Origin of the sequence: Sporosarcina sp. BI001-red, from assembly GCF_003384035.1 — a bacterium.
In the GTDB taxonomy this organism is placed as follows: Bacteria; Bacillota; Bacilli; order Bacillales_A; family Planococcaceae; genus Sporosarcina.
The window spans coordinates 96,078-122,687 of the sequence record NZ_QQAK01000013.1 but is presented as its reverse complement, the minus strand read 5'-3'; the positions used below and the strand labels follow the sequence as shown (position 1 = coordinate 122,687).

At 39.9% G+C, this 26,610-nt stretch carries 30 protein-coding genes and 1 pseudogene; 14 read left to right on the top strand and 17 right to left on the bottom strand.

Annotation, left to right across the window (positions count from 1 at the left end; genetic code table 11):
• Window positions 1–147 precede the first annotated feature (147 nt).
• Window positions 148–522, top strand: a complete 375-nt coding sequence (locus tag DVB69_RS12335; RefSeq protein WP_116019407.1) for a hypothetical protein — start codon at window positions 148–150, stop codon at window positions 520–522.
• On the opposite strand, the gene DVB69_RS12330 is transcribed toward DVB69_RS12335, so the two are convergent.
• The gene (locus DVB69_RS12330) at window positions 517–1,134 is read right to left on the bottom strand and encodes a YitT family protein (protein ID WP_116019406.1); all 618 of its coding nucleotides are present in this window, start codon (window positions 1,132–1,134) and stop codon (window positions 517–519) included. The genes DVB69_RS12335 and DVB69_RS12330 overlap by 6 nt on opposite strands.
• A 191-nt stretch (window positions 1,135–1,325) precedes the next feature.
• Here DVB69_RS12330 and DVB69_RS12325 point away from each other — a divergent pair.
• A pseudogene (locus DVB69_RS12325) lies at window positions 1,326–1,574 on the top strand (transposase); the annotation flags it as partial.
• A gap of 252 nt (window positions 1,575–1,826) precedes the next feature.
• Here DVB69_RS12325 and DVB69_RS12320 read toward each other — a convergent pair.
• The 3 genes from DVB69_RS12320 to DVB69_RS12310 form a co-directional block, all read right to left on the bottom strand.
• A complete protein-coding gene (locus DVB69_RS12320) occupies window positions 1,827–3,059 on the bottom strand; it encodes a dicarboxylate/amino acid:cation symporter (RefSeq protein WP_116019405.1) in 1,233 nt (410 codons plus the stop codon).
• Window positions 3,060–3,251: 192 nt separating this feature from the next.
• A complete protein-coding gene (locus tag DVB69_RS12315) occupies window positions 3,252–3,569 on the bottom strand; it encodes a magnetosome magnetite crystal formation protein family (RefSeq protein ID WP_116019404.1) in 318 nt (105 codons plus the stop codon).
• Window positions 3,570–3,631: 62 nt separating this feature from the next.
• Window positions 3,632–4,114 carry a PaaI family thioesterase gene (locus tag DVB69_RS12310; RefSeq protein WP_116019403.1) on the bottom strand — a complete coding sequence of 161 codons (483 nt, stop codon included), beginning with the start codon at window positions 4,112–4,114 and terminating at the stop codon, window positions 3,632–3,634.
• Between the two features lie 156 nt (window positions 4,115–4,270).
• On the opposite strand from DVB69_RS12310, the gene DVB69_RS12305 reads away from it, so the two are divergent.
• Both DVB69_RS12305 and pepF read left to right on the top strand, forming a co-directional pair.
• On the top strand, window positions 4,271–4,720 hold the full coding sequence (locus DVB69_RS12305; RefSeq protein ID WP_116019402.1) for a hypothetical protein: 450 nt from the start codon (window positions 4,271–4,273) through the stop codon (window positions 4,718–4,720).
• Window positions 4,721–4,809: 89 nt separating this feature from the next.
• Entirely contained in the window at window positions 4,810–6,636 is a 1,827-nt protein-coding gene (gene pepF, locus DVB69_RS12300; protein WP_116019401.1) for an oligoendopeptidase F, read from the top strand.
• Window positions 6,637–6,734: 98 nt separating this feature from the next.
• Here pepF and DVB69_RS12295 read toward each other — a convergent pair whose 3' ends face one another.
• Complete coding sequence (locus DVB69_RS12295) at window positions 6,735–7,616, bottom strand: LysR family transcriptional regulator (protein ID WP_116019400.1); 882 nt, start codon at window positions 7,614–7,616, stop codon at window positions 6,735–6,737.
• Between the two features lie 122 nt (window positions 7,617–7,738).
• Between DVB69_RS12295 and DVB69_RS12290 the strand changes: the two genes are divergently transcribed.
• Complete coding sequence (locus DVB69_RS12290; protein WP_116019399.1) at window positions 7,739–8,416, top strand: YczE/YyaS/YitT family protein; 678 nt, start codon at window positions 7,739–7,741, stop codon at window positions 8,414–8,416.
• Between the two features lie 627 nt (window positions 8,417–9,043).
• On the opposite strand, the gene DVB69_RS12285 is transcribed toward DVB69_RS12290, so the two are convergent.
• On the bottom strand, window positions 9,044–9,880 hold the full coding sequence (locus DVB69_RS12285) for a malate synthase (protein ID WP_116019398.1): 837 nt from the start codon (window positions 9,878–9,880) through the stop codon (window positions 9,044–9,046).
• 863 nt (window positions 9,881–10,743) lie between these two features.
• On the opposite strand from DVB69_RS12285, the gene DVB69_RS12280 reads away from it, so the two are divergent.
• The 3 genes from DVB69_RS12280 (at window position 10,744) to DVB69_RS12270 (ending at window position 15,065) form a co-directional block, all read left to right on the top strand.
• Entirely contained in the window at window positions 10,744–12,240 is a 1,497-nt protein-coding gene (locus tag DVB69_RS12280; protein WP_116019397.1) for a phytoene desaturase family protein, read from the top strand.
• A 104-nt stretch (window positions 12,241–12,344) separates the two neighbouring features.
• Window positions 12,345–13,862, top strand: a complete 1,518-nt coding sequence (locus DVB69_RS12275; protein WP_116019396.1) for a phytoene desaturase family protein — start codon at window positions 12,345–12,347, stop codon at window positions 13,860–13,862.
• Window positions 13,863–13,946: 84 nt separating this feature from the next.
• Entirely contained in the window at window positions 13,947–15,065 is a 1,119-nt protein-coding gene (locus DVB69_RS12270; protein ID WP_116019395.1) for a glycosyltransferase family 2 protein, read from the top strand.
• 364 nt (window positions 15,066–15,429) lie between these two features.
• On the opposite strand, the gene DVB69_RS12265 is transcribed toward DVB69_RS12270, so the two are convergent.
• The 3 genes from DVB69_RS12265 to DVB69_RS12255 form a co-directional block, all read right to left on the bottom strand.
• Window positions 15,430–15,870, bottom strand: coding sequence for a DUF2269 family protein (locus DVB69_RS12265; protein WP_116019394.1), 441 nt, complete (start codon window positions 15,868–15,870; stop codon window positions 15,430–15,432).
• Between the two features lie 10 nt (window positions 15,871–15,880).
• The gene (locus DVB69_RS12260) at window positions 15,881–16,210 is read right to left on the bottom strand and encodes an ASCH domain-containing protein (protein ID WP_233505392.1); all 330 of its coding nucleotides are present in this window, start codon (window positions 16,208–16,210) and stop codon (window positions 15,881–15,883) included.
• 74 nt (window positions 16,211–16,284) lie between these two features.
• On the bottom strand, window positions 16,285–17,103 hold the full coding sequence (locus tag DVB69_RS12255; RefSeq protein ID WP_116019392.1) for a FixH family protein: 819 nt from the start codon (window positions 17,101–17,103) through the stop codon (window positions 16,285–16,287).
• 174 nt (window positions 17,104–17,277) lie between these two features.
• On the opposite strand from DVB69_RS12255, the gene DVB69_RS12250 reads away from it, so the two are divergent.
• The 6 genes from DVB69_RS12250 (at window position 17,278) to DVB69_RS12225 (ending at window position 21,207) form a co-directional block, all read left to right on the top strand.
• Entirely contained in the window at window positions 17,278–17,949 is a 672-nt protein-coding gene (locus tag DVB69_RS12250) for a response regulator transcription factor (protein WP_116019391.1), read from the top strand.
• A 4-nt stretch (window positions 17,950–17,953) separates the two neighbouring features.
• Window positions 17,954–19,369: a sensor histidine kinase gene (locus tag DVB69_RS12245; RefSeq protein WP_116019390.1), complete on the top strand. Its 1,416-nt coding sequence runs from the start codon at window positions 17,954–17,956 to the stop codon at window positions 19,367–19,369.
• Window positions 19,366–19,935 carry an SCO family protein gene (locus tag DVB69_RS12240; protein WP_116019389.1) on the top strand — a complete coding sequence of 190 codons (570 nt, stop codon included), beginning with the start codon at window positions 19,366–19,368 and terminating at the stop codon, window positions 19,933–19,935. The genes DVB69_RS12245 and DVB69_RS12240 overlap by 4 nt, the downstream gene beginning before the upstream one ends.
• A gap of 20 nt (window positions 19,936–19,955) precedes the next feature.
• The gene (locus tag DVB69_RS12235) at window positions 19,956–20,255 is read left to right on the top strand and encodes a hypothetical protein (protein ID WP_116019388.1); all 300 of its coding nucleotides are present in this window, start codon (window positions 19,956–19,958) and stop codon (window positions 20,253–20,255) included.
• 154 nt (window positions 20,256–20,409) lie between these two features.
• Window positions 20,410–20,730, top strand: a complete 321-nt coding sequence (locus DVB69_RS12230; RefSeq protein ID WP_116019387.1) for a YflT domain-containing protein — start codon at window positions 20,410–20,412, stop codon at window positions 20,728–20,730.
• A 108-nt stretch (window positions 20,731–20,838) separates the two neighbouring features.
• Window positions 20,839–21,207, top strand: a complete 369-nt coding sequence (locus tag DVB69_RS12225) for a hypothetical protein (RefSeq protein WP_116019386.1) — start codon at window positions 20,839–20,841, stop codon at window positions 21,205–21,207.
• 68 nt (window positions 21,208–21,275) lie between these two features.
• Here the strand turns inward: DVB69_RS12225 and rlmN are convergent, their stop codons facing one another.
• From rlmN to hisA, 8 genes are all read right to left on the bottom strand, one after another.
• The gene (gene rlmN / locus DVB69_RS12220; protein ID WP_116019385.1) at window positions 21,276–22,340 is read right to left on the bottom strand and encodes a dual-specificity RNA methyltransferase RlmN; all 1,065 of its coding nucleotides are present in this window, start codon (window positions 22,338–22,340) and stop codon (window positions 21,276–21,278) included.
• Window positions 22,341–22,532: 192 nt separating this feature from the next.
• On the bottom strand, window positions 22,533–22,715 hold the full coding sequence (locus DVB69_RS12215) for a hypothetical protein (protein WP_116019384.1): 183 nt from the start codon (window positions 22,713–22,715) through the stop codon (window positions 22,533–22,535).
• A gap of 122 nt (window positions 22,716–22,837) precedes the next feature.
• A complete protein-coding gene (locus DVB69_RS12210) occupies window positions 22,838–23,023 on the bottom strand; it encodes a hypothetical protein (RefSeq protein WP_116019383.1) in 186 nt (61 codons plus the stop codon).
• Between the two features lie 6 nt (window positions 23,024–23,029).
• Window positions 23,030–23,371, bottom strand: a complete 342-nt coding sequence (locus DVB69_RS12205) for a zinc ribbon domain-containing protein YjdM (RefSeq protein WP_116019382.1) — start codon at window positions 23,369–23,371, stop codon at window positions 23,030–23,032.
• A 72-nt stretch (window positions 23,372–23,443) separates the two neighbouring features.
• Window positions 23,444–24,529, bottom strand: a complete 1,086-nt coding sequence (gene hisC / locus DVB69_RS12200; RefSeq protein WP_116019381.1) for a histidinol-phosphate transaminase — start codon at window positions 24,527–24,529, stop codon at window positions 23,444–23,446.
• Window positions 24,526–25,155: a bifunctional phosphoribosyl-AMP cyclohydrolase/phosphoribosyl-ATP diphosphatase HisIE gene (hisIE, locus tag DVB69_RS12195; RefSeq protein ID WP_116019380.1), complete on the bottom strand. Its 630-nt coding sequence runs from the start codon at window positions 25,153–25,155 to the stop codon at window positions 24,526–24,528. Before hisIE ends, hisC begins: the two co-directional genes overlap by 4 nt.
• Window positions 25,145–25,897, bottom strand: coding sequence for an imidazole glycerol phosphate synthase subunit HisF (gene hisF / locus DVB69_RS12190; protein WP_116019379.1), 753 nt, complete (start codon window positions 25,895–25,897; stop codon window positions 25,145–25,147). The genes hisIE and hisF overlap by 11 nt, the downstream gene beginning before the upstream one ends.
• Window positions 25,898–26,608 (bottom strand): 1-(5-phosphoribosyl)-5-[(5-phosphoribosylamino)methylideneamino]imidazole-4-carboxamide isomerase, encoded by a 711-nt coding sequence (hisA, locus tag DVB69_RS12185; protein ID WP_116019378.1) that lies wholly within the window; start codon window positions 26,606–26,608, stop codon window positions 25,898–25,900.
• Window positions 26,609–26,610 lie beyond the last annotated feature (2 nt).

Sequence of the window (26,610 nt, the reverse complement as noted above, 5' to 3'; positions counted from 1 at the left end):
CAACGACTCCTATTTCTATAGATACTACTCTCATACCCTCACTTTAAAATGTAAACACATGTATTTTTTAATAGACGTTTTTATGTATGCATTTTGACTAAATAAGCTTTAATACGGATACAATTTGTATGAAAAGGACGTGATCTCATGACAAGTGCTGATGAATTTGCGTTGACACTTTATATCCCCATTCTTCTACTGTTAGCCGTTGTTGAAATTGTACTAGGCGCTTATGAGAGTTCCGATGGTATATGGAACAAAAAATTAGCAGCAGGAAAATTGATCCTCAACATGGCTTGGACGAGTACATTATTCCCATTGATTCTTGATATTCCCTTATTCACATTTATGATTGACTCTTTGTATGAAGGGCGGCCGGATGTAGCGTTTCCTTTAAGTGGGGTTGGTTTATTGTGGTTTTCCAGTTCCCTTGTCTTCCTTTTGCTCCTTGTGAATACAATAGATGTTTATCAAAGTTTCCGAACAGCTGAAAGTTCTTCTTATGATGAAGAAATCTCATGACCTATTAATGATCTCTGTTGACCGAACTACTTTCACATTCCATGAAACAATAACACTAATTGTTAAACCGACACTACAAACCGTAATGAGTGAGAGGACGATCGAAACCGTAGGGACAGTGAGACTTCCTACGGTTACAATAATTGTGTCGAACAACAGGATTATCAGACCAGAATTCGTCTTTAAAACTTTTGCTACAAGCTGAGCCAGTAAATCCGTACCACCGATACTAATACCGAGGCGCAACATGATTCCTGTGCCAATTCCAATGAGGACTCCTCCTATTGCGCTACTAGCGATGGGGCCAAATTGTAAGGCAACTGTAATCTCTCTAATTGGGGCAAATAGGTCAATAACAAGAGCCGAAATCAACATGCCATGGATACCATTGTAGAAGAAGGGCCTGTAGACAAACCAAGTTAATATAAAAATGGGGATACTAATTAGTAAAAACGTCAGCCCTACCTTCGTCCCTGTGACGTAGTGGACAATGAGACTAATTCCAAGAGCCCCACCCTCCATCAACCCGTGTGGGATTAGAAACAAGTTCAGGCCTATTGCTAAAAAAACACTTCCTACAAGTAATACAATTATCTTTTTAACATTTTCCATCTCCACTCACCACCTCAATACGTTCTGTTACAACTATATGGCAACAAATGCACAGACTTTCCTAATCTGGTGAGGTTAATGAAAAAAACGTCGTCCATGTTAAAAGAGGCCGCTGAAAAAGTCCATTAAAGTTAGTTATGTGTAGGAGACTGTTGATTTGCACTCCAGGCGGACGCTTTCCGAGGGGCTCGATTTCAGCTGCGATTGTCACGACTGGTGAAAAAAGTGATAAGAAATACCTTGAGGAATTGAAAGTAAAGAGTCAAAGTACAGGAATGGAAATTGACACAGTAATTGGCGATGCAGCTTATTCAGGAAAAAATAATATTCAATACGCAAAGGAAAATGAACTTCAATTAATATCCAAATTAAACACGAATGTTACACAAGGGACCCGTACAAAAGAAGACGCATTCGAGTTCAATAAAGATGCGGGTATGATGTAGCCACATCCGCGGGTCTATTCGGCATGCAAATGCAAGGATCCATATCGATTTTTGCAGTCAATCTCAAAAGAATTATCACCTTAATGAAGAAAGTAGAGTAAGGAAAACCAAAAGAAGAGACACCATTCCGTTCAAATTTGAACGAAATGGTGTCTCTTTTTTGATCATACAATTTACTAGCTAGAAAAACACGAGTTTTTCAGTGGCCTCTGTTAAAATGGACGACGTTTTTAGTATCGATTTTCATTAACTAACAGAAGGTTTAATCGGTTTGACTTCTCTTTCTGACCCAGCTACAATGACCGCAGCTGATGCATCTCCGACAATATTAACAGACGTACGCATCATGTCGAGCACTCGATCAATACCTGCAATGAGAGCGATTCCTTCAAGTGGCATATCCACAGAGTTCAGAACCATTGCGAGCATAATCATGCCAGCACCAGGTACGCCAGCTGTTCCAATCGATGCAAGAACGGTAGTTAAAACGACTGTTAGCAACTGTAGGAAAGTCAGCTGAAGATCAAAGAATTGAGCGATGAACACAACGGCAACCCCTTGATAAATCGCAGTTCCATCCATATTGATGGTAGCACCAAGAGGCAGAACAAAACTTGCGATACGTTTGGGTACACCTAGATTCTCTGTTGTGTTCTTGATGGTAACAGGAAGTGTCCCTGCACTGCTTGCAGTACTAAATGCAACAAGTGCAGCTGGGAAGATGCCTTTAAAAAACGTAACCGGGCTGAGTTTACCCATTGTTTTGACGGCAATGGAGTAAACGACTAATGCGTGCACAATACACGCAATGTATACAGCTAACACTACTTTCAGTAGAGGCAACAATACAGATAATCCATACTCCCCAACGACCGGGGCCATTAATCCCAAAATACCAAATGGAGCGAAGCGCATAATAATCCCTGTGATTTTGTACATGATTTCCGCAAACCCTTCAAAAAAGGACAACACGGGCGCCGCCTTTTCACCAATCATGGTAATGGCGATGCCGATGAACAAGGCAAAGAAAATAATCTGTAGAATATTCCCCGTAGCAATGGCCTCAAAAGGATTTGTAGGGACAATATTTAAGAACGTATCAATCGCACTTTGCGGTTCTGCCATAGCAGCTTCAGGTATACTTCCCTCATCTGTAGAAATATTGACCCCAGTTCCTGGATTGATTAAAAACGCTACTGACAAACCAATAATAATTGCAATGGCTGTTGTGGATAAGTAGTAAACAATTGTTTTGAAACCAATTCGACCTAACTGTTTCGGATCCGACATACTCGCAACACCTACTACAAGTGTCGAAAGAATAAGAGGTGCAATCACAAATTTAATGAGCCTCAGGAACAAATCCCCTAGTGGTTGCAGGAAATCAATTTTACTACCAAAAATACTCCCTAGAATGATAGCCAAAACAAATGCAACAAATATTTGGGTGACAAGGTTCAAACGTAATTTCAATTCCATTCCCTCCTTATCTACATTGTTCTTCCACTGTATTCTATTGTATATGTATACATGCAAACGCTTTCACTAAAACCTATAACAAAACCTCCCCTAGTGTTATCACACCAGGAAAGGTTTTTCGTGTGTAGTTCTATACATCATCACTTTTCTAGTATAGCCATACAACTTCTATTGTTCTATTTTGTAAACGGATTAGAACCAGTTACCTACTATTGGATAGTTGTATGGCTCATCTTGTAGCGTTTTAATAATCGCAATAATCGGGATTATTATTGTCATAATGAGGAAGCCAATCAGAAACGGCAAGCCTATAATGACGATAGACAAGATAGCGGAAACAACAATTAGTAAACCCATGACTAATTGGAACAGTAGGGCCTGAATCGATAACCGTTTTACTTGTTCATCTAACTCTACAAAAAAGGCCATGATGAAAATTGCAACAGGTATCAAGAATGGTGCAAAAAACGGGCTGGCATGTATAAGAATCTTTAATCCTTTGGTTTCCATAGGATCCACCCTTTCACTCGCTCTTAGTTATCTTTACGAGTGAAGCATGGAAAAGATTCATGTTATTTTGCGCCGAATGAAGCAGGCATGACAACTGCAACGACTTCTCCAGTCGCGCATAAGTCCCCGTCTGCAAAAACTTCAACAGCTACCTTAAATTTCTTCGGATGAATTTCTTCTACTGTCCCTACCGCTTTCAAGATAGTTCCTTCTGGAGTTGGTTTAACATAATTCACTAACAAGGAAGCGGTTACAAACCTTGGTGGAATTTCCTCGCTTTCCGGTTCAAATCCATTCTTCCGATGAAGAGCTAGTGAAGCAGAGCCGGTTCCATGGCAATCTACCAACGAAGCGATAATCCCGCCATAAACAAATCCTGGAATCGCTTTGTGATCAGATTCTGGCTCATAGTATGTAAGCGTTTTGTCCCCTTCCCAACCAGTTCTGAATTGGTGACCTTCTTTGTTTAAGCGTCCACATCCATAACACCACGAAAAGTCATCCGGATAACGATCCTGAATCGCATACTCAACTTTTTGTACCATTTGAATTCCTCCTTCATTCATTTGCCTACTAGTATATCATAACAATTCTGTGAATTATTCATTTGACTCATACATATACTAACGTTGGAATACAATACCACGAGATCATGAGCATGCGTATACTACACTAACAAACGATACAAGGAGGCTATTTCTATGAAATTACGCGCGTTTCTACTAGTTTTGCTACTCGCTGGAGGTGCATATGCCATGATCCAAACCATGAACGAATTTTCTTCAAAAAAATTCTCTGAAGTGCTTCAAATGAGTGAAAATCACGTAGCTCAACTTATCTTCACCAAACCTTCTTCAACAGGGATAACACCACCTGCATGGGTTTCATCAGACAAAGAACAGATTGCTAATCTACTAGAGTTTTTAAGTGGATATGAGTTGCAGAAAAAGGATTCACAACAAGTGCTTGATGAATTGAATTTCAACCAATTCACGATCAGTCTCGAGGATCATGATGAAAACCTAGTGACAATCTTGGTGGAAGACAGTTTAATCGTCACTCACACTGGTGAGCAATATACCTTATTGGACGGTCCTTTTGATACGGACTGGATGATAAATTTCATTCTATCAAACCATTCCCCATCCTAAACGTAATTACGCTATAAATCTTTGTACATTTCAATCTATTTGTTTTATACTGAAAATAGTTCAGAATTCGAAATAAGGGAGAGAGCTCATTGGTTAAACAACTGCCGTCAAGATATGAAGTACCTCAAGAAGAAACGTGGAATCTGAAAGATCTATTCCCTTCGGAGGACGTCTATTCCGAAGCTCTGGGAACGTTGCAAACTGACGTTACAGCATTTGCAAAGAAATTCCAAGGAAACATTCAGTCAGCTGAGAATGTGGTGGCTGTTCTCAAGGAATTCGAAGCGATTTACATGCAGATCATTCCGCTTGGCACGTATTCAAGCTTAGCGGTGAGTGTTGACCAGACGGACGACGAAGCACAAATGCGTGATAGTCACTTTGGGTCAATTTCTGCTAAAGTCGGAAGCCAGCTTTCTTTTGTGACGAGTGAATTGCTAGAGCTGTCCGAAGAAGTTTTACAGCAAGCGATGGAGCAATCTGAAGAATACAGCCATTATTTACAAGAACTCATTCGCGAGAAACAGCATCGACTTCACCCTGAAGTTGAAAAAACACTGGCTGCTTATTCTTCTGCTTTTGAAGCACCTTATGGGTTGTATAACACCACAAAAATGGTCGATATGGATTTCCCTGACTTCGTCGTTGATGGGCAATCGTATCCGCTCAGCTATGTCTCGTTTGAAGGTGGCTGGGAGTCAGAACCCGATACTAAAAAACGCCGTGCTGCATTTGATGCGTTTTCATCAAAGTTACGTGACTACCAGCATACTACCGCTAAAACGTACGATTCTCACCTACAACTTGAGAAAATCACATCCGATCAGCGTGGCTACGACAGTGTAACTGACTACTTACTGTTTAATCAGGAAGTCGACCAGTCCATGTACCATCGCCAAATCGACTTGATCACAAAAGAACTAGCTCCCCATATGCGCAAGTATGCGAAGCTACTCCAAGACGTGCACGGGCTCGACAAAATGACGTTTGCAGATTTAAAAATTCCTTTAGATGCAACATACGAACCGACGATCACCGTTGAAGAATCCAAGAAGTACATTAACGATGCACTTGCAATTATGGGTCCCGACTATCTGGATATGGTGAAACGTTCGTATGATGAAAGATGGACAGATTTCGCACAGAACAAAGGGAAATCAACAGGTGCTTTTTGTTCAAGTCCTTATGGAACTCATCCATATATCCTAATTTCTTGGACAGGTAGCATGGAAGACGTGTTCGTCCTCGCTCACGAACTTGGACACGCAGGACATTTCTATAATGCTCATAAGCATCAGAACGTGTTCAACTCACGTCCTTCGACGTACTTCATCGAAGCTCCATCGACGATGAATGAAATGCTCGTTGCGAACCACCTTCTTTCAAACTCAGAAGACCTAAAGTTCAAGCGTTGGGTTATTTCATCCATTATTTCACGTACGTATTATCATAATTTCGTGACTCACTTATTGGAAGCGGCTTACCAGCGCAAAGTATACGAAAAAATCGACGCGGGTGGCAGTGTCAATGCATCCATTCTAAACGAACTGAAACGTGGCGTACTCGAAGAATTCTGGGGAGATACTGTGGAAATCAACGAAGGCGCAGAACTTACTTGGATGCGTCAGCCTCACTACTACATGGGTCTGTATCCATATACGTACAGTGCAGGACTTACGATTTCTACTGAAGTCGCAAAACGCGTGTTAAACGAAGGTCAGCCAGCTGTCGATGAGTGGTTGAAAGTCCTACAAGCCGGTGGCACAAAAACACCAGCTGAACTTTCAAAAATGGCAGGTGTCGATATTACAACTGACGAGCCATTGCGCAATACGATTGCGTATATCGGTGATTTAATTGATCAATTAGTTCAGCTTACTGAAGAAATCAATGCAGAAGCACAACCTGCTAAGTAATCACAATTAAAAATGAAACACACAAAAAGCAGCGACTGACTATAGTCGTTGCTTTTTTGTATACCTTGTGGTTTGTGAGATCCAACCAGATCATTCAATCATTCACACGAATCCACTAACTCCCAAAATTGAGTGGCTGCTTTTGAAACTCGCTCGTTTTTGGTTTTGATCATGACAGGCTCCACTCGGAAATCAAAGTTTTTTAGTTCATGAATCATCAATTGATCCATAGGCACTGCATATGCAACACGCGGAATTATGGATAATCCTAATCCCCTACTAACCATAGCAGTCACAGTTGTCAGATCCTTACTCTCCATAACAATCTGAGGAGTAACATTCTCTTCATCAAAGGCTCTTAGAATGTTTTCATAATAAGAATGGCCACCCATTGCACCAAGCATAATAAATGGATGGTTGGCCATTTCTTTAAATGTCACTTTTTCAGGTGAAAACACATTTCCCCAGCTCCGTGGACTAATCATAATATATTCTTGTTTTCCCAATGCCTTCACAAAATAGTTTTCACTATGATCCAAACGCAATAATAAGGCGACTTCGATTTCTTTTCGGTCCAGCTTCTTCAATAATTCCTCCGAGTTTCCTTTCTCAATGCTGATTTTAACGTTAGGAAACTTTTCTCGATACAAGCTGACGTAGTCTGCAAGCAGATTCAAACATGCTGACGATACTCCGATCCGAAGCATCCCAGCACTGCCTTGTTCAATTTCCGCAATTTGCTGTTTAATATCTTTCATTGTAGACAGTAACTTTTCTGCATATTGATAGAGCACTTCCCCAGTTTCAGTCAGCTCCCATTTTTGACGGTACCGATGAATTAGTATGGTACCAAGTTCTGTTTCCAATTTTTTTAGTTGCTGACTTAAGGGTGGTTGTGCAATATGAAGGACTTCTGCTGCTTTCGAAATACTTCCTTGATTCACAATTTCTCGGAAGTAATGAAGCTGTCTTATATCCATACTCATCTCTCCATTATATGTTTTTCATATGTCAACCCACTTTATTATATATTATTAGTATCAGAATTCCCATGATATGATGGATGTAGACAATTAACGAAAGTAGAGGTTTTATCACATCTATGAAAATCATCACAAAACGACTTACCCTATATATAATAGGGTTATTTTTATTATCGTTAGGAGTTAGCCTCTCTATTCAAGCAAGTCTTGGAGTTTCCCCAGTATCTTCATTGGCCTATGCTATTTCCTTATCATTTGGCTTATCTATAGGGATCACAACGATCCTCGCAAATATATTATTCATCACAGTTCAAGTAATTTTAAGTAAACGAATTAATTTACGAGAATTTGCTGTACAGCTGATTATCGTATTTTTATTCGGATTCTTTATGGATGGAACATTATTTTTAGTACAGTTGTTTCCTGCTCCTGAAAACCTTCTAATTAGATTTGTCTTGCTGGGTATTAGTTTCTTTATAATTGCAATCGGTGTATTGGCCTATTTCACAGCAAAATTACCCGTGATGCCATACGACGCATTAACATATGTCGTCAGTAACCGCTTCAAAATGAAATTCAGTAAAGCCAAAATCACCAGTGACTTGCTTAATGTCGCAGTTGCCGGCATCGTATGCTTAGTCTTTATTCATTCATTTGGCTCAATTGGAATTGGCACAATACTTGCGGCGTATTTTATTGGAAAAATTCTTGGTCCAATGATGCCACGTTTTCAACCATCGCTTCAACAATGGGTTTATAAAGGGAAAAAGGATTTGACAGTAGAAGAAAAGAAGTAGTAAGACCTTTCAAACAGAAAACTGAGAGGGATAGAAATGAAGGTGGAACAGTAAGTGAAGCTATAGGAAGAGGCACCAAATCGTTCAAGCTTAAACGATTTGGTGCCTCTTTGTTTAGATATGCAGGTTATTAACTTACAGAGCCTAAGTTTTTTTTGTGGACACTTGTAAAGGATGTTGACTTTTTCAGGTGGTCAAATCCGTTTTGTAATTCCAATAGATGTCCAATTCAAATGAAACAGTGACATAGGTGTAATCGAAATACAGTGATACTATAGTTGAACCGTCACCACAGTTGGCTACTTTACCAAAGTGGTTCTCCTAAATACTAGCGAAGAAGAATGACGAGACCCACAGTACAGTCAGTTTAAAGGATTTGAAAGGCAATTGTTTGTTGAGAAGCTGAAGAGAAAGAATGGATTTGCCTGTTACTTTATGTGGTGCAGTATCTTCTATACTGTTTAGGTTGTTAAGCAAGTTGCTCATGTAAGTGTAAGAGTCATTGATTGGCTTTTAATGGACATCTTCACTGTATGGGGTCCTTCGTAGAAACTGTATACACTTTGGATCCACACCAATGGATCTAATTATATAAGCATACACTTACCGCCAAAATAATCCTAAACGTTATCCTAAAGTCCCCTGAGGCTCTGGAATGTTATCTATGTCAAGGGCATTCATTTTACAGAAGTATTCCAAGAAACTTTTAACTTGATCGATTTGCGCTTCATCCGTTTTTAATGCAATGATATCTTTCAAGATTTGAGCAGTCCAAACGTTATCAAAATAACGGAACTTCCCGGAATTCCATGAAGTTCTTTCAGGATAGTTCTTATTTACATAGTATTTCCAGAAGAGCATTTGCTCGGCTTCTTCTTCCGAAAGCTCAATTTTAAATTCTGCATGAGAAGGTACCATTCCATCAGTGCCAAGTGTACCGGTGAACATTTCATTTATCATATAGAGTCCAAGAATCTTTCTAGCTGTTTCTGGTTGATCCGGCTCTCTCCAAGTCAGAAGACCTGCACTGTTCGGACGTAAACGAGCTACACTGTTTGGCTGACCTTTATTTTTACCACTTTGAACGTTGCCAGTCGATACTTGCCAGTCAGTGAAAATATCTTTTTGGTCTTCTTCGTCCAGCCAGAAAGCAATTTGTGAGCTTTCATGGATTTTATGATTTTTCAGTATCTCCAAACGTTGCTGTTCTAGCATCTGGATTTCTTTTTCTTCTTCACGTTCCCTTTCCAGTACTTCTTCTTCCTCTTTCCTTTTCAAAAATATTTCCTTTAAAGATTTAGCAGTTCTTTTATCCTTTAGTGTAATAAACTTTTCAAACGCATCTGGATAAACAAACTTTTTAATATCTTTATTAAAATCAATAGTGATGCTGGATTCCTCATGTTCTACAATATTTCCTTCACCAAACACTTTATGAGTTACTTCTTCATTTATTAAATTCACAAACACACGCTCCTCATATACATATTCCGTCAATTGTTACGATTACTATTATTCCCTAAAAGCCTTCTTTTAAAGAATTTTTTTGTCCGAATCCAATGAACAAAGTTTTAGATTCAAAATATGCACTCAATTCCTTTCCAAAAGATGTTGCTCATAACTATCGAATGCTGTCTCAATCACTGTTATAACTAAATAATACCGTATAATCTGAAATTTTACAAATTTTTGTTTGACAATGATTGATTGTTTATCATATAATGTAGGATTTTAATTTCCTTAATGCCTGTCAGGGAACTATCCAAGGAATGATAAAACCAAAATGGTAGGTAGCAGTTCTTATACACGGACTCCCCCCCTTTACCGAAACTGATAGTACTTATCGTTGAATTAGCTATATTAAATAGAGATCCTGAACCTTAAGTACAAGCGATGCATTGTCTTCTTTTTGTTTATTGTTAGATTTTCACACTTTGGGGAATATCTAAATTAGGCATCCGTATAATTACTCCAAGATCCCCTCATTTTCTCGTTGTTTAAACTATATAACTGCTAAAGAAATGTCATGGTATACTCAATTTTTATCCAACTAAATACGGATATAGTATGTTCAATCCCCTTTTGGAAAAACAGCATCTACCTCATTAAAATTGTCATATAATTCAACCATTTAGACTCTACACATCGGAACTGTTAAACGCTTCATGAAATTTTTTCACACGGATAGATAAAAAAGCGTTTCAATCATGTAGTATTTAAATTCGTGAACTGGAAGTTTGAAGTTTCTATTTCTTGTTTTCATCCTAAAGTTAATAATCCATCCATCAAGTACAACTATTCTCGATATGCAGAAAGGTGTTGTCCCCATGTCAACTCGTAAAACTGTACTCATCATTGGAGGCGGGCTCGGAGGTTTGTCCGCTGCCATCTCACTCGCTCAAAGCGGATATAAGGTTTCGTTGTATGAAAAAAATAACCACATAGGCGGTAAATTGAATCGTCTGGAACAAGATGGATTCGGCTTTGACCTTGGCCCTTCGATCTTGACAATGCCAAAGGTCTTTGAAAAATTGTTTGCCGGTAGCGGAAAACACATGAGTGATTACGTGAAGACAGTAAAACTGAATCACCAATGGCGCTCTTTTTTCCCTGACGGAAATGTCATTGACTTATATGAAAATCTTGAAGATATGGAAAATAAAAATCCTTCCCTCAAGAAAAAGGATATCCGGGAATTCAAGCAGTTACTCAACTATTCACAAAACCTATATAACACCATTGAAAAAGGGTACTTTAATAAAGGACTTGACAGTACGAAAGAAATTGGAGAATTCCACGGCGTAGCCAGTACGTTTAAAAACTTTGACTTATTTTCAACCGTTCACCAGGCAATTGATAAACGTATCAGCAACAAACAATTCCGAGATATGCTATCTTATTTCAGTAAATACGTTGGCTCTTCCCCCTACGATGCCCCTGCCCTGTTGAACATGATGATCTATATGCAGCAAGATCAGGGTGCTTGGTATGTACCTGGAGGTATGCATCATCTAGCCAAAGGCTTGGTCCAGCTTGCAGAAGAAATCGGTGTTACCTTTCATACTGGACAGGCTATTACACAACTATCTAAAAAAGACGGAGAAATTACTGGAGCAATTTTGAGCAATGGAACCCTATTGACTGCTGATTATTACATTGCCAATATGGAAGTTATTCCAGTCTATGAACATTTGCTTCGTGAGGACAAAAAGTATGTTAAAAAGCTAAAAAGGAAGTTTGAACCTTCTAGTTCAGGTCTGATCATGCACTTGGGTGTTAAGAAAAGTTATCCCCAGCTCAGCCATCACAATTTCTTTTTCGCGAAAAACCAAAAACGTCAAATGAAAAAGATATTCCATCATCACAAACTTCCAGACGATCCCGTGATCTATCTCGTAAACGTCAACAAAACAGATCCAGCTCAAGCGCCTGCAGGTCATGAGAATCTCAAGATCTTACCGCACATCCCCCACATCCAAGAAAACCCGTTTACACAACGGGATTACGATAAATTTGCTGAGCGAGTATTGATCAAGCTGGAGAAAATGGGCTTGACGGATTTGCGTAAGCATATCGTGACACAAGATATTTGGACACCCGAAGATATTAAGCAAACGTATTGGTCTGATCGGGGAGCAATCTACGGTACTCTTTCAGACCGTAAAATGAACAAAGGATTTAAGCATCCCAAACATAGTGAAAGATATAACAATCTCTATTTTGTAGGAGGGACAGTCAACCCAGGCGGTGGCATGCCTATGGTGACGTTAAGCGGACAGCAAGTTCGAGACAAGATTGTTGCGAGAGACAGAAGATTTGACTGACCAATAAGTGTAGCCGATAGAATGGTCTCATTAAAAATATGTTTTTGTATGATGACTATTCTTGAGAAAAAAATAATGCATTCTACGAAAAGAGGAGAAAATCATTGGGTAAAAAGGTGATTGTGGTCGGTGCGGGAGTGGCCGGCCTTGCCAGTGCAATCCGGTTACAGCATGCTGGATATCAGGTGGACTTATATGAAAAAGAATCGACTCCAGGTGGAAAAATGAATCAAATCGAAATGGATGGCTATCGATTTGATTTAGGTCCAAGCATTGTCATGATGCCCGATATATATCGGGAACTCTTTCAGCTTTGCGGGCGCAATCCAGATGATTATATTCCAATGGAAAAGTTGGATCCGATGTACCGGGTTTATTTTAGTAATGATCCAACCAACCCCATTAATGTTTCCAGCAATCTTGTTGAATGGACACGAACACTTGAATCTTTCGGTGAAGAGGAAGCCGCTGGTTTTTTAAATTATCTGAGTGAAATTTATAAAGGCTATACTGTTGCAATGGATAACATCATACAAAGACCTTTCCGTAAAAAGAGTGACTTTTATAATCTATCCATGTTAAAAAAAGGAATGAACATGAAGGTTAGTGGTAGTGCCACTCAATTTATAGGCAACTATATAAAAGATGAGCGATTAAAACAGATTATAAGCTTTCAAACGTTATACATAGGGATTTCGCCAATCAAAAGCCCTTCTTTTTACACGATGATTCCTATGATTCAATTTCTATATGGGATTTGGTTTATCAAAGGCGGTATGTATACGATGGCCACCTCAATGGAGCGGTTATTTCAAGAACTCGGTGGAACGGTTCATTACAACGCTCCTATTGACGAGATTCTAATAGAAAATAAACAAGCGATTGGGGTACGAATGGATGAGGAAACAATCAAAGCAGACTATGTTGTGTGCAATGCCGATTTCCCTTATGCGATGAAACACCTTATCCAAAACAAACAAGCAAAAGGTAAATACACAGACCACAAGATCGACAACATGAAATATTCTTGCTCCTGCATGGTGATGTACTTGGGGATGGACCGCAAATATGAGACAATTGAGCACCTTCATAACTTTGTGTTTGACGAAAACTTAGAAAAAAATATGCATGATATCTTTTCCGGAAACAAACTCACGAAGGCTTCGTTTTATGTCTACATCGCATCGAAATTGGATTCCTCACTCGCTCCGCCCGGTAAAGATGGGCTATACATCATGATGCCTGTTTCCAATGTGGCCACCGCCAACTATGAATGGAATGATAAAACAATTGCCGAATACCGCACTTATATTTTAAATACACTGAAATCCATAAAGGGATTCGAAAATATCGAGAATGAGATTGTCACTGAAAAGTGCTTTACTCCTCTCGATTTTGAGACAAAATTCAATGCTTATAACGGAGCCGCTTTCGGTTTGCTCCCCACCCTTACCCAAAGCAGTCACTTACGACCTCAAAGCAAGGCCAAAGACTGTTCGAACCTTTATTTTACGGGAAGTAGCACGCATCCCGGTGCGGGGGTTCCGATTGTATTAATGTCTGCTAGAATTACTGCTCAAGAACTCATGCATGATGAAAAAGGCATCCTTTTTGGTTATTAAAAATTATCACTTTAAAAACTAGATTCAGTTTGAGGGGAAATTTCTTTTTAGAGATTGATATGTCCACATGTATAGGAGGTCAAGATGACGATTTCAGATGGCATTAATCTTAGCATTGGCTTGCTGGCTATAGGGATTGGCATTCTTATGTTTTGGAAGTTGCCAGTTCCTTTGTCCCGTAAATCAGGTCAAATTCCACTGCCGCTGGTATCCATTATTATACCTGCACGAAATGAAGCCGGACGGATCAAACCGTTATTACGTTCCTTGCAGCAGCAAAACTTTCAGTCATTTGAGCTTTTGGTGGTGGATGATGATTCATCTGACGGTACGGCAGCCATTGCGACTGAGTACGGCGCAGAAGTGATTCGTAATCGAACTAAGAGTTCTGGCTCAGGCAAGTCGTTGGCGTGCTGGCATGGTGCAAAACAATCAAGGGGTCACTGGTTATTGTTTCTAGATGCAGATACGTTTTTTACAGATGAGGATAGCTTGGAAAGACTGTTACTCTTCTATCAGCGGAAAGGAGCTGCAGGGATTTTGTCATTGCAGCCTTATCATACCGTTTTTCGCTTGTATGAAAATCTATCGGCCGTATTTAATATCATTGTTATTGTGGGAATGAACCTCTTTACGGTTGGAAAACGACCATTTAAAACTGCTGGCTCATTTGGCCCTTGTATCGTATGTAACAAGGGTGATTACTTTTTGACGGGTGGACATAAAAAAATCCAAAGCGCTATTATGGATGATTTAGCCCTTGGTCAGGCTTTTCTAAACAAGAATCTCCCTGTTACTTGCTTTGGTGGAAAAGGGACCATTTCCTTTCGCATGTATCCTGAAGGGTTCAATAGTATGGTGGAGGGCTGGTGTAAGAGCTTTGCAATTGGATCCAAATCCACACATCCTGTCATTATGCTGATGGTCATTGTCTGGATTTCCGGCAGTTTCATCAGTGTTGGAGAACTAGTCTCTTCTATTGTTGTAGGAGATCCCGTACACATATTCCTGAGTGCATCGTTATATGCACTCTATGCTATACAAACAGGTTGGTTTTCACGCAGATGTGGTAGTTTTAAGTGGTGGATCTTTCTTTTCTACCCTGTTCTTTTTATATTTTTCACAGGGGTCTTTTTATATTCTTTGTTTCGCGTGCATATTTTACGTTCGGTCAAATGGAAAAATCGTAAAATTGATATTTGAAAACGTTGCACCCCTCTCCCTAAAATAGTGACCTTTAGAGAAAGTACAATTTCCCACAATTACTTCTGTTGCACTAATAATAGTTACATTTTTATCTAGGAAAACAATTAAAATAGGCCTCACCATTTATAATGTTTGGAGAACAGTGATAAACCATTTCTCCTACGCCAATCTACTCTTTAATTAATAACCCTTGGTAGCGGAATACATTTTCCGCGTTAACCAATTGAAACAACATCTCACATACTAGTTGAAGAGAACCTAATTCACAAAAAACAAAAAAGAGCACATCATCCGCTTTTGACGAATGATGTGCTCTTTTTTAAAATTAAAAACAAGGACTCCGACTCTTTGTTCGACAACCTCACCAGAAAGAAGGTTTGGCAACCATTAGATAGAGCATAATGAGAAGTAATCCTATGTACCGCCAAGATGTGTTCAGTAACTTCTTTAACAGTTCTTCCCGATTCTCGGGTTCTTTTGGGAACCGTTCCAAGACAACGGAAAAACCGCTAGCCAGAAATACAATCGATAGCATCATGATGCCCAGTGTGACAATCACCCAAGAAGTATACCAAGGCCATGGCCCAATTAAGATCAGGATAACACCAGAAACTACAAGCACGTGACCCGAATGCATCACAAAACGAATTGTCCATTTGAATAACGAAAGAAGAGTTGCTTCCTCACTCAAAACGGCTTTACGGACACGTGAAATAATCGGGAATAACAGAAATAGTGGACCTACTGAGGCTACTGCTGATAATACATGAATGTACACGATGACTGTATATAAGAAGCCCATATGAATTCCATCAATTCTTTACGGGAGAAAACTCATGCACCCATACTTTCATTGTTGGAATCCATTTCATTCCTTCATGCATATCAAGGATTGACTGTTTGTAACCGTCCAAATTCTCAAAACCTTCTTGGTGAGCATGTTCTTCTGTAACTTCACCAAGTGACTGCTGGTAAAGTGAATCCACTTTAAATTCTTTACCATTTAACTCCATAATTTCACCAGGATATGCGTAAACACCATTTCTTCGAGTTGACGTCTTTTTACCTTCCAATACTTTTTCTACGTCTGCAGGTACGGTGATAAGTCGTTCAACTGAACATGTTTTTTCTGGATAATTCATTATATAATACCCCATTTCATCAATTTCCTTAATTATATATGGTTCACGATGAAATTTCGAATCAGACACTCTATTTATTCAGAAATAGTTATCTTATGAGTTTCGTGCTCATGCAAACCTTCATCATTTTCCACATGCACGGTAACACTTGCTGTTCCAGCAGGTTTAAACGTCACTTCTCCTGTGTATTCGCCAGGTTTCTCTTCCGTTAACTTCACCCACTGTGCTTCATCACTTTTATCATTCACTACAACTTCAAGTCGTACGCGAGCCTTTTCAAGTGGATTTTCATCTTGTTGCAAGTGGACCATCATCATTGCAGGTTCATTCACTTTCACATTTTCAGGTTCCATGAAGTGCATTGAAAAGCCTTCTGTCGCATGATGACCATCATGATGGCCCTCATGACTTCCTTGATGCTGACTTTCATGACTTCCTTCATGATGACCCTCAGTAACCGCAGCTGCTTCACCCTCAGTAGTTCCTGCGCCAATTGTGATTTCTTTCATTGGCATGGTATGCATATCTCGCGCTGTAACGTGTACTTGAACATGGTACAAGCCATCATGCTCAAATTTAGCTTCTGCTTCGTAAACACCATCTGTTTTTTGATCAGATTTGACTATCCAGCTATCTTCTTTTTTTCCATCTTCCCAGATCTCATACTCTACATCATTAGCATCTGTTACTTTTTCATCGCCTTGTGTGACTGCAGCGGATAACTGTACCGCGGCATTAGCTTCCCCTGTTTCAGGAACAGTCAGGTCTACAGATATCGGTACTAACGAAACTTCCTCGTCTGTGCTCGCATTTGTATCCTCATCATTTTGCCCACATCCTGTTGCTAAGAGTGCCACAAGTGCTGTACTAATTGCCAAATGTCTTCTTTTCAATTGAACCTCGCTCCTTTTTGCTTAACGGTTTGACCGCTTTCAAGTATCATTAGCGTATAAGCATCATTGTACTAAGTAAATTCGAAGGAACTATGAAGTCTGGAAACTTCATGGAATGTTCACTTTTTTTTGAGAAACTTAGCAGATTATTGATGGATGAAATGAGGAAAGCAAATGACTTCGTATACAATTATGGTAATTGATGATGAAGCAGAAATGAGAAAACTAATCCGTACATTTTTAGAAGGTGACGGATATCGCGTTGTTGAAGCAACAGACGGAGTCCATGCGCTTTCGATTTTGCATGAAGTCCGTGTAGACTTATGTTTAGCTGATGTCATGATGCCTTATATGGATGGCTTCCTATTCGCGCAAGAAGTGAAACGGACCATCGATCTACCTATCATCTTCTTATCAGCAAAGGGGGATGAATTGGACAAAATCAAAGGCCTCAAGCATGGTGATGATTACATTGTGAAGCCATTTTTACCTGGGGAATTACTTGCAAGGGTTGCTTCCGTTTTACGCAGATCCTACCAAAGAAAAGAGTTGCACAGCGCACTGACATTTGGTCCGCTGGAAATCGATAAAGAAGCGCACCGCGCGACATTAAATGGAACCGCATTGTCACTTACGCTAAAAGAATTTGGTATTCTTTACGTTCTCGCTAAACATTCCGGTCGTGTTTACTCACGGGATGAACTACTCCAAATTGTTTGGGGAGGCGACCACGACAGTAGTGTTCGTACTGTTGATACACACATTAAAACGTTGAGGTTAAAGTTGGGGGACGAAGGACAAAAAATAGAAACTGTCTGGGGTATCGGCTACAAGTTCGAGGTCTAAGCCTATGAAATTGACATTGAGTAAAAAAATCTTATCTCTATTTTTCTTAAGCCTTGCATTTACGATTTTATTTTCTTTTTTCTTCATTCACTTTTTGTATTCAAAATTGTATTTGGAAAGCATTGAAAAATCGATTGTCTATCAAGGGAAACGAACCGCTGCTCATTACCACTTCGGAGAACTTAGCGATGATATTATCGAAAAGATTCAATGGTATAACGTGGTTTCTGAATATGAAATTGTCGTTGTGGATCAGTTGGACGACTTATCTTCTTACTTCCCTTATCAAGTGAACTACGAAAATTTAGTGGACAGTTCAGATCGTAAAATCCTTGAAAAAGGTTCATACGTTGTAAAAAAAGGATACGTGGAGGAATTTAATCGTGAAATTCTAGGGGCCATCTTCCCGATTCGCGGAAAAGATTCACTGATTGGTTTTATTTACATCTACGTGCCTCTTGCTGCAATCCAAGATGTCTTTAAGGAAAGCATTCCATTATTAATCGCTGCAGGCTCCGGTTTTTTCATAATCCTATTCTTGCTAATCAATCGAGTGTGGAGCACGCTATTCAGTCCTCTACGTCAATTAGAAGGGCTTGCCGCCAACATCTCTCATGGGGACTATTCAGGCAGAGTAAAAACTGAACGTTCCGATGAAATCGGACAGCTGGCTCGGACATTCAATACAATGAGCTCATCACTGGAAGCACAAGAAGAGAGAAAACGAGAATTTACGAGCAATTTAGCACACGAAATGCGGACACCTCTTACCTATATTAGTGGGTATACCCACGCTTTGAAACAAATTACTGAAACCCAAAATCCTGATCCGAATTCTGAGAACTACCTGAATACCATTGAAAAAGAAACAGCTCGACTCAGTAAATTGATCAACGATTTAACGGATTTAAACCATCTCCAAGAAGGTCTATTCACGGTTGAAACTCAACCTATCGTTGTTGCACAAGTGCTAGTCGATACGGTGGAATTGTTCCGTATCCATTTAGCTGATCGATCGATTCAGCTAAACCTCGATATAGAAGAAGATTTGATCATCCTTGGAGATCCTGATCGGATTCAACAAGTATTTTATAATACGATTGATAATGCGGTGAAGTACGTATCTGACGGTGGAGTAGTTCAAATTGGATTACGTGAGCATGGCAAAAGTATACGGTATGAAGTCCAAAACGAAGGACTAACAATATCCAAAGAAGATTTAAGCCGAATGGGAGAACGTTTCTTCCGCACTGACAAAGCTAGAACACGAACTACAGGCGGAACCGGTCTTGGATTGTCCATTGTAAAAGAAATCGTCCGATTGCATCACGGCACATTTAACATGGATAGTGATCCAGCTACTGGTACGACTGTCACAATAGACTTGCCAATGTTTACTGAAGAGGAGGAGGCAACATGAAAGCAGCTCGACTCGTCCCTATTATGATTGTCGTCATCGTTTTTCTGTCAGCCTGCTCTTCACCTAAACAACCGATCAGAGAAATCTCTTCTTTTAGTTTTATTGATCAGCAAGGAGACGCATTTGGATTCAATCAATTAGAAGATACAGTATGGATTGCAGATTTCATATTTACAAAGTGTGAAACCGTCTGCCCTCCAATGACATCCGAAATGGCAGATTTACAAAAAGAATTCAAGAAGCATAACTTAGATGTACAATTCGTTTCTTTTACGGTTGATCCAGACGTGGATACACCAGAAACATTAAAAGCGTACGCTAGACAATATACAGACGATACGAGTAATTGGCATTTCCTAACTGGCTACTCTCCTAACGAAATTACAAGATACGCTATGGAAAACTTCCAAACAATTATCCAGAAACCTGAAACATCTGACCAAGTCATTCATGGAACAAACTTTTACCTGATCGCAAAAAATGGTCAACTGGTCAGTGAATTTAATTATGTGGATGAGGATTATGTACATGATTTACTAAAAACAGTGAAAGACTATACGAAATAAAACGATTTAGGAGGGTTTTTTTGGACTCAGAAGCAATTGCAACCTTGTCCTATACGGTGCCACACAAGTCAGTGGGTTGGATTGAACAGACGGTTTCTACAGCAGTTTGCACACTAGCTCTGCATGAAAGCAAAATTGTCTCGCAGCAAAGTTCTTTTCCGATCCATGCGGTTCTTGACTGCTCCTATCGACCATTTTCAGATGGAAGTTGCTTGTTTTATCTTCATACAAATCAAGGCGTTCGGTCTTTTCATGTCAATGTCGATCCAACCTTTTTCTTAAAATCATTTAAACGCTTAAGAAATGATCTATATCTTTAATTCACCCCTTTGTCTTCGTTTTCTCGTAACTGTTTCCATCTCCATATTATAAATAATTGTTTAACCTGGTTGGAATGATGGTATACAAATACTAGAGCAACAAAGAAACAATTACTAATCTGTAAAAGCAATTACTAATTGGAGGGATTCACAAATGGTTGAAAAATTTTATGTAGAAAACGCAGTACAAGCAAAGGCAAAAGTAGATGAACTTGAAGCGAAAGGTTATACAAATGACGAAATTTATGTTTTCGCACATGACAAGAAACGCGGAGATCATATTACAGACGCATTGGATACTGAAAAAGCCGGGATGAAAGAACAAGGCTTCCTTGACTCCATGAAGAACATGTTCAGCTCACGCGGTGACGAACTTCGTAGCAAGATGCACGGCGCTGGACTCACTGAAGAGGACGCAGCAGCTGCAGAAAGCGAACTCGACAAAGGAAAACTTGTCGTTATTGCGAACAAATAAAACGAAATGTCATCCGCACAACCTCGGTCGTTCACGAGGTTGTGCTTTTTTTGTGTGCAGAGATATGTTATTTTCGGTATGATGGTGGATGGAAAGCAGGTGCAACGTATGGATCGGCAGTTAGGGAAAATTGGTTTGTTTACAGGACTATTGACGTTAGTACTCTTGATCGTCGGCGTCCGCACAATCAGTGGGGTAGAATTAGGATGGAAAAGTTATTTAGCCTTTTCGGTATTCGGGTTAACAGTTGGCCTCATTGCGTTTTTGCTATTGTTTTATAAATTGCGTATCGCGTTTTGGTTCTTTATGGCCGGGATGATCATCAGTTTCGAAGAATTCTTCCGGAGTATCCTTACGATTGAAGGAGAACTAGGTCAATCCATTGGCGTTCTATCTGTCTACATCTTCTCCTCATTCAGCCTAGGAATAGGCTTAATCATACAATTCGTTGTTATCCTCATAGGGAAGAATAAATAGAAGACCCAAAAAAGCAGAACGAGGAGTTAACACTTCCCGTTCTGCTTTTTATATGCAGGTTCAATAACTTACACTGCTTTTTCTTTCTTGATTTGCTTACTACGTAATTGTCCACATGCCGCATCGATATCGGTACCTTGCTCCATGCGAACCCCACAGTTAATGCCCTTCTTCTTAAGCGTCTCATAGAATTTTTTAATATTCGCAGTCTCACTTCTCGTATACTGGTCATGCTCATCGACAGGATTATAAGGAATCAGGTTAACATAAGACAAGTGACGTTTGTTGTAGAGCAACTTTGCAAGTTGTTCTGCTTCAGCAACATGATCGTTCACATCATTCAATAAGATGTACTCGAATGTGATTCGGCGATTTGTTGTCTCCAAGTAATAGTCAATGGCATCCATCAATTTTTCAATTGGGTACGCTCGATTGATTTTCATGACGCGTGTACGTAACTCATTATTTGGCGCATGCAATGAAACTGCCAAATTGATTTGGATGTTTTCATTGGCAAAGTCACGGATTTTAGGAGTAAGTCCACTTGTCGATACGGTAATATGACGTGCTCCAATCATTAAACCTTTTTGATCGTTTACAACACGCAAGAAGTCCATCAAGTTATCGTAGTTATCAAATGGTTCACCGATTCCCATAACAACGATGTGGCTTACGCGCTCTTCGTTGCCTTTCATATCTAAGTGATGTTGGACGTTCATGATTTGTTCAACAATTTCTCCTGAGTTCAAATCACGGTTCTTCTTCAACAATCCACTTGCACAGAAACTACAGCCGATGTTACAACCCACTTGTGTTGTTACACATACGGAATGTCCATACGGAAACTTCATCAATACAGTTTCAATCAAGTTACCATCTTGCATTTTAAATAGAAACTTAATTGTACCATCTTCAGATTCTTGTTTAACTTCCTGGACCAGTGACTGAATGACAAAGTTTTCTTCCAGTAGCTCCACACAGTCGCTGTTAATATTTTTCATCTCCGAAAACTGGGTAACCCGCTTTTTATATAACCAATCCCATACTTGTGCAGCACGGAATTTCTTTTGTCCATTTTCTATAAGCCAATCCGTAAGTTGTTCAAATGTAAGACCATATATTGATTTTTTCATTAGACATCCTCATTTCAGATAATGCATTTCATCCGTCCATTGTACAGGATTGTTTAACAACACACAACAGGTTTGCAAGATATTGGCCTAAGTTGAAAGAAAACAGATTTCTACTGAATCTTACGCTGGTGATGTATTTAAAGAAATTAATCAAGAAAAAAAAGACCAGAACAGAAGTCCGACATATGGAATTCAATCCTTTTCAATTCTTCTTAACCTCAATAACTCGGTAACAACGATTCCAATAATGATGTAGGCAACCATCCACCACATAAACTGCCGTTCAGATAATGGTGGTGTGAACTGGTTGAGCGTGAATGCAAGTAATACCCCAATTACTAAAAATGGCAAGCGAAATAGGACTTTTTTCTTCATACAACCACCTTTCCTTTTACACTATAATTATCTATTCCTCCCGAGTTGAGTTTTAAACTACGCTGTACTTTCCATCCATGTAAAAAAGAAAAAACAGCGCTCTATAGTAGAGTCGCTGTTCGTCACTTCGTTTGGTTCACTTTTTTCTCGATCTTCAGTTTTGCAATGAATGCGACAATATTTAGCACTGCCACAACGACTAATAGGATGGCAACCCCTGTATGACCATCAGCATATCGATTCCACGCAAAATAACCGAGTAGGACTGCAAAGATGATATCGACTGTTTTAGAGTTAAATATCTTCATAATCGATTAACCCTTCTTGACGAATTCGGATTTCAATTTCATCGCACCGAATCCAGTAATTTTACAATCAATGTTGTGATCGCCTTCTACAAGACGAATCCCTTTTACTTTTGTCCCGATTTTCAATACAGATGAACTGCCTTTCACCTTCAAGTCTTTGATGACTGTGATAGTATCACCATCTCGCAATGGATTTCCATTTGCATCTTTGATATCCAATTGCTCCGTTTGAACGAGTTCTTCACCTGCTGTCCACTCATACGCGCACTCTGGGCAGACGAACTGCAACCCATCTTCATACGTGTAAGGCGAACTACATTGAGGACAATTTGGTAGTTGTTCTGTCATCATATTTCCCCCATTCTCTATCTGACTCCACTATACCAAACAATAGGAGTGAAGTGAGAACTATTTCAGATGTCAATATACCGAACTTTTATCTGTCCACGCGTTGACTACGTCAAACAACTGCTGAAAGAACTGTTCCATTTCATCATCTGATCCGATGGTTATACGCAACCATTCTTCTGTCTCGGGTTTAGAAAAATGACGCACGAGAATTTGTTTGTCTTTTAAGCTTTTGTGTAGTTGTTTTGCTGGTATCTCCGGGTGATGGACAAATAAGAAGTTTGCTGCAGAAGGCAAGACAGTGAACCCAACGGATTCGAATACCTTTTTCGATTGTTCACGTGTCTGAATGATCGCGTCTACGATTGTGTTGAAGTACTTCGTATCCTTAACAGCAGCTACGCCAGCAGTTAACGCTAATTGGTCAATTGTATAGGAATTGAACGAGTTTTTAATACGATTCAGCGCTTCAATCGCCGTAGTTGAGCCGATTGCATAACCAATTCGGAGTCCTGCCAACGAACGCGATTTAGACATTGTACGGGTGACTAGCAAATTGTCAAAACGCGTGATGAGTGGAATGGCTGTTTTTCCGCCGAAATCGATGTAGGCTTCATCTACGATCACTATACGCCCCTCATTTTCGCTAACAATTCTTTCAACCGTTTCAAGCGGTAATACAATTCCAGTAGGTGCGTTCGGATTCGGGAAGATCACTCCCCCTTCGGACTTATAAAATGCTTTTTCATTCAATGTAAAGTCTTCTTGAAGAGGGATGGGGTCATATGCAATATTGAACAACGCTGCGTACGTTGGGTAAAAGGAATACGTGATGGCTGGAAACACAATCGGCTTACCTGGAGTAAAGAACGCCATGAACGAAAATGCCAGTACTTCATCAGATCCATTCCCGATGAACACTTGATCCGCAGACACTTGATGCAATTCAGCGAGAGCATATCGAAGCTTTTCAGGGTCGGATTCAGGGTACTTACGCAAATCGGATGTCAGTGCTTGCTGCAACGCTTTAAACACACGTGGACTTGGTGGATAGGGATTTTCATTTGTGTTTAATTTAATCCAATCTTCTCCATTTGCTTGTTCTCCTGGTGTATAAGGCTCAGTTCGTTGGACCATGTCACTCCATAACTCATTCACTGACTCCCCTCCTCTTGCAGTCTGCGCGACTTCAATATAGCTTTAACATTTTCGATTGGCAGACTCAATTCTTCCATCAACACTAGAATATGGTACGTCAAATCTGCGAGTTCATTTGCAGTTTCGTTCAAATCATTATTTTTAGCCCCAATTACTACTTCCGTGGTTTCCTCTCCGACCTTTTTCAAGATTTTATCGATTCCTTCACGGAACAGGTACGTGGTATACGAGCCTTCTTGGGGGTTATTTTTTCTAGTTTGGATTTGCTTGGCGACTTGCTGAACGATTGTACGACTTATTCGGATGTCTTCAGAATCTACACGAGAAAAACAGCTTTCCGTTCCTAAATGACACGCAGGTCCTACCGGATCGACTTGGATGAGAACGGTATCCTGGTCGCAATCGATGTCCACTTGTTTCACGATTTGTCGGTTACCCGATGTCTCTCCTTTGTTCCAAAGTTTGCTCCTCGATCGACTATAGAACCACGTTTCACCTGTCTCAATTGTTTTTTGGAAAGATTCCTCATTCATATAGCCAAGCATGAGGACAGTACCGGTCTTAGCGTCTTGGATGATAGCAGGGACTAGGCCTTCGCTGTTATAGCGAATTGAATTATTTTCCATAAGAGGCCTCTTTAGCAGCTTCTTGGAGGTCTTCTAAGGAGACGATTCCAAAGTGTAAAACAGATGCAACGAGCGCAGCTTGAGCTTTCGTTTGTTCGAACACTTCACGGATGTGCTCTGCACTACCTGCCCCCCCGCTTGCGACTACTGGTATTGACACAGAATCTGCAACCAATTTTGTCAGTTCAAGATTATACCCATTTCTCATCCCGTCTTCATCGATACAGTTTAAAACTATCTCCCCTGCACCAAGTTGCTCACCCTTTTTCGCCCATTCAATGGCGTCTATCCCCGTATCTTCCATACCTGCCTTTGCAAAAACGGTCCATTGTCCGGATCCAGATTGACTGACGTCCATGGACAACATGATTCTGCTAGAACTGTAGCGTTCAGATGATTCACGAAGTAAATTAGGATTCTTTAGAGCTCCACTATTTATAGAAACTTTGTCCGCTCCCGCTTCGATTGCAAGTTCAACATCAGAAAGTGTTTGGATTCCTCCTCCAACGATGAATGGAATTTCAATGCTCTCCCCAATCAGGCGAATCAAATCCAGAAACATGTCGCGTTGTTGAACAGAAGCAGAGATATCGTAAAATACTAATTCATCCGCACCTTCTGCTTCATACTTTTTTGCAAGCTCTAATGGGTCTGCAAGCTCTTTTACATCTTGGAACTTCTTCCCTTTCACAACACGTCGATTATCAATATCCAGGCACGCAATAATTTTTCGTTTTGTCATTTATAGGACCTCCATCATTTTTTGGAATCGTGATTCATTTTCATAGATTGCTTTTCCTACAATGGCTCCATAAAGGGAGTCCTGCCGAAGTTTCTCAATATCTTCTACAGTGGTAACTCCACCTGAGGCAATAATATCCATTTTAGATTCATCCTGTAACTTATGAAGTTCTTCGAAATTGGGTCCCATTAACATCCCGTCTTTCGCAATGTCTGTATAGATAATAGTTTGTACACCCATACGTTCCAGCTTGTTTACTAACGTCGACACATCGGTTGTTGAATCTTCTGTCCATCCAGCTGTCGTTGGCTTGCCATTTTTAGCATCTACAGAGACAGCAATCCGCTTGCCATATTGGGTAATCGCTTGTTGCAGTAAATCAGGATCTTCTATTGCAGAGGTCCCGAGAATGACTCGTTCTACTCCATTTGTTAAGTAATCTTTTATGGCTTCCATAGTACGAATTCCGCCACCGACTTGGATGGGTAGCTGCACGGTAGATGCCAGTCCGATAATCGCATCACGATTCACCGATTGTCCGGTTTTAGCACCATCCAGATCCACTATATGCAGCCAAGACGCACCTTGTGCTGCCCACATTTTCCCGACTTCTAGTGGGGAATCATGATAAATTGTTTCTTGTTTAAAATCTCCTTGCACTAAACGTACACATTTACCTTTTTGTATATCAATCGCTGGAAACAAAATCATTT

What these genes read in the sequence shown, in the direction of transcription:
- DVB69_RS12335 (WP_116019407.1), top strand. Translation starts at nt 148, where the DNA reads ATGACAAGTGCTGATGAATTTGCGTTGACACTTTATATCCCCATTCTT.
- DVB69_RS12330 (WP_116019406.1), bottom strand. Translation starts at nt 1,134, where the DNA reads ATGGAAAATGTTAAAAAGATAATTGTATTACTTGTAGGAAGTGTTTTT.
- DVB69_RS12320 (WP_116019405.1), bottom strand. Translation starts at nt 3,059, where the DNA reads ATGGAATTGAAATTACGTTTGAACCTTGTCACCCAAATATTTGTTGCA.
- DVB69_RS12315 (WP_116019404.1), bottom strand. Translation starts at nt 3,569, where the DNA reads ATGGAAACCAAAGGATTAAAGATTCTTATACATGCCAGCCCGTTTTTT.
- DVB69_RS12310 (WP_116019403.1), bottom strand. Translation starts at nt 4,114, where the DNA reads ATGGTACAAAAAGTTGAGTATGCGATTCAGGATCGTTATCCGGATGAC.
- DVB69_RS12305 (WP_116019402.1), top strand. Translation starts at nt 4,271, where the DNA reads ATGAAATTACGCGCGTTTCTACTAGTTTTGCTACTCGCTGGAGGTGCA.
- DVB69_RS12295 (WP_116019400.1), bottom strand. Translation starts at nt 7,616, where the DNA reads ATGGATATAAGACAGCTTCATTACTTCCGAGAAATTGTGAATCAAGGA.
- DVB69_RS12290 (WP_116019399.1), top strand. Translation starts at nt 7,739, where the DNA reads ATGAAAATCATCACAAAACGACTTACCCTATATATAATAGGGTTATTT.
- DVB69_RS12280 (WP_116019397.1), top strand. Translation starts at nt 10,744, where the DNA reads ATGTCAACTCGTAAAACTGTACTCATCATTGGAGGCGGGCTCGGAGGT.
- DVB69_RS12270 (WP_116019395.1), top strand. Translation starts at nt 13,947, where the DNA reads ATGACGATTTCAGATGGCATTAATCTTAGCATTGGCTTGCTGGCTATA.
- DVB69_RS12265 (WP_116019394.1), bottom strand. Translation starts at nt 15,870, where the DNA reads ATGGGCTTCTTATATACAGTCATCGTGTACATTCATGTATTATCAGCA.
- DVB69_RS12260 (WP_233505392.1), bottom strand. Translation starts at nt 16,210, where the DNA reads ATGAATTATCCAGAAAAAACATGTTCAGTTGAACGACTTATCACCGTA.
- DVB69_RS12250 (WP_116019391.1), top strand. Translation starts at nt 17,278, where the DNA reads ATGACTTCGTATACAATTATGGTAATTGATGATGAAGCAGAAATGAGA.
- DVB69_RS12245 (WP_116019390.1), top strand. Translation starts at nt 17,954, where the DNA reads ATGAAATTGACATTGAGTAAAAAAATCTTATCTCTATTTTTCTTAAGC.
- DVB69_RS12240 (WP_116019389.1), top strand. Translation starts at nt 19,366, where the DNA reads ATGAAAGCAGCTCGACTCGTCCCTATTATGATTGTCGTCATCGTTTTT.
- DVB69_RS12230 (WP_116019387.1), top strand. Translation starts at nt 20,410, where the DNA reads ATGGTTGAAAAATTTTATGTAGAAAACGCAGTACAAGCAAAGGCAAAA.
- DVB69_RS12225 (WP_116019386.1), top strand. Translation starts at nt 20,839, where the DNA reads ATGGATCGGCAGTTAGGGAAAATTGGTTTGTTTACAGGACTATTGACG.
- rlmN (WP_116019385.1), bottom strand. Translation starts at nt 22,340, where the DNA reads ATGAAAAAATCAATATATGGTCTTACATTTGAACAACTTACGGATTGG.
- DVB69_RS12215 (WP_116019384.1), bottom strand. Translation starts at nt 22,715, where the DNA reads ATGAAGAAAAAAGTCCTATTTCGCTTGCCATTTTTAGTAATTGGGGTA.
- DVB69_RS12210 (WP_116019383.1), bottom strand. Translation starts at nt 23,023, where the DNA reads ATGAAGATATTTAACTCTAAAACAGTCGATATCATCTTTGCAGTCCTA.
- DVB69_RS12205 (WP_116019382.1), bottom strand. Translation starts at nt 23,371, where the DNA reads ATGACAGAACAACTACCAAATTGTCCTCAATGTAGTTCGCCTTACACG.
- hisIE (WP_116019380.1), bottom strand. Translation starts at nt 25,155, where the DNA reads ATGGAAAATAATTCAATTCGCTATAACAGCGAAGGCCTAGTCCCTGCT.
- hisF (WP_116019379.1), bottom strand. Translation starts at nt 25,897, where the DNA reads ATGACAAAACGAAAAATTATTGCGTGCCTGGATATTGATAATCGACGT.
- hisA (WP_116019378.1), bottom strand. Translation starts at nt 26,608, where the DNA reads ATGATTTTGTTTCCAGCGATTGATATACAAAAAGGTAAATGTGTACGT.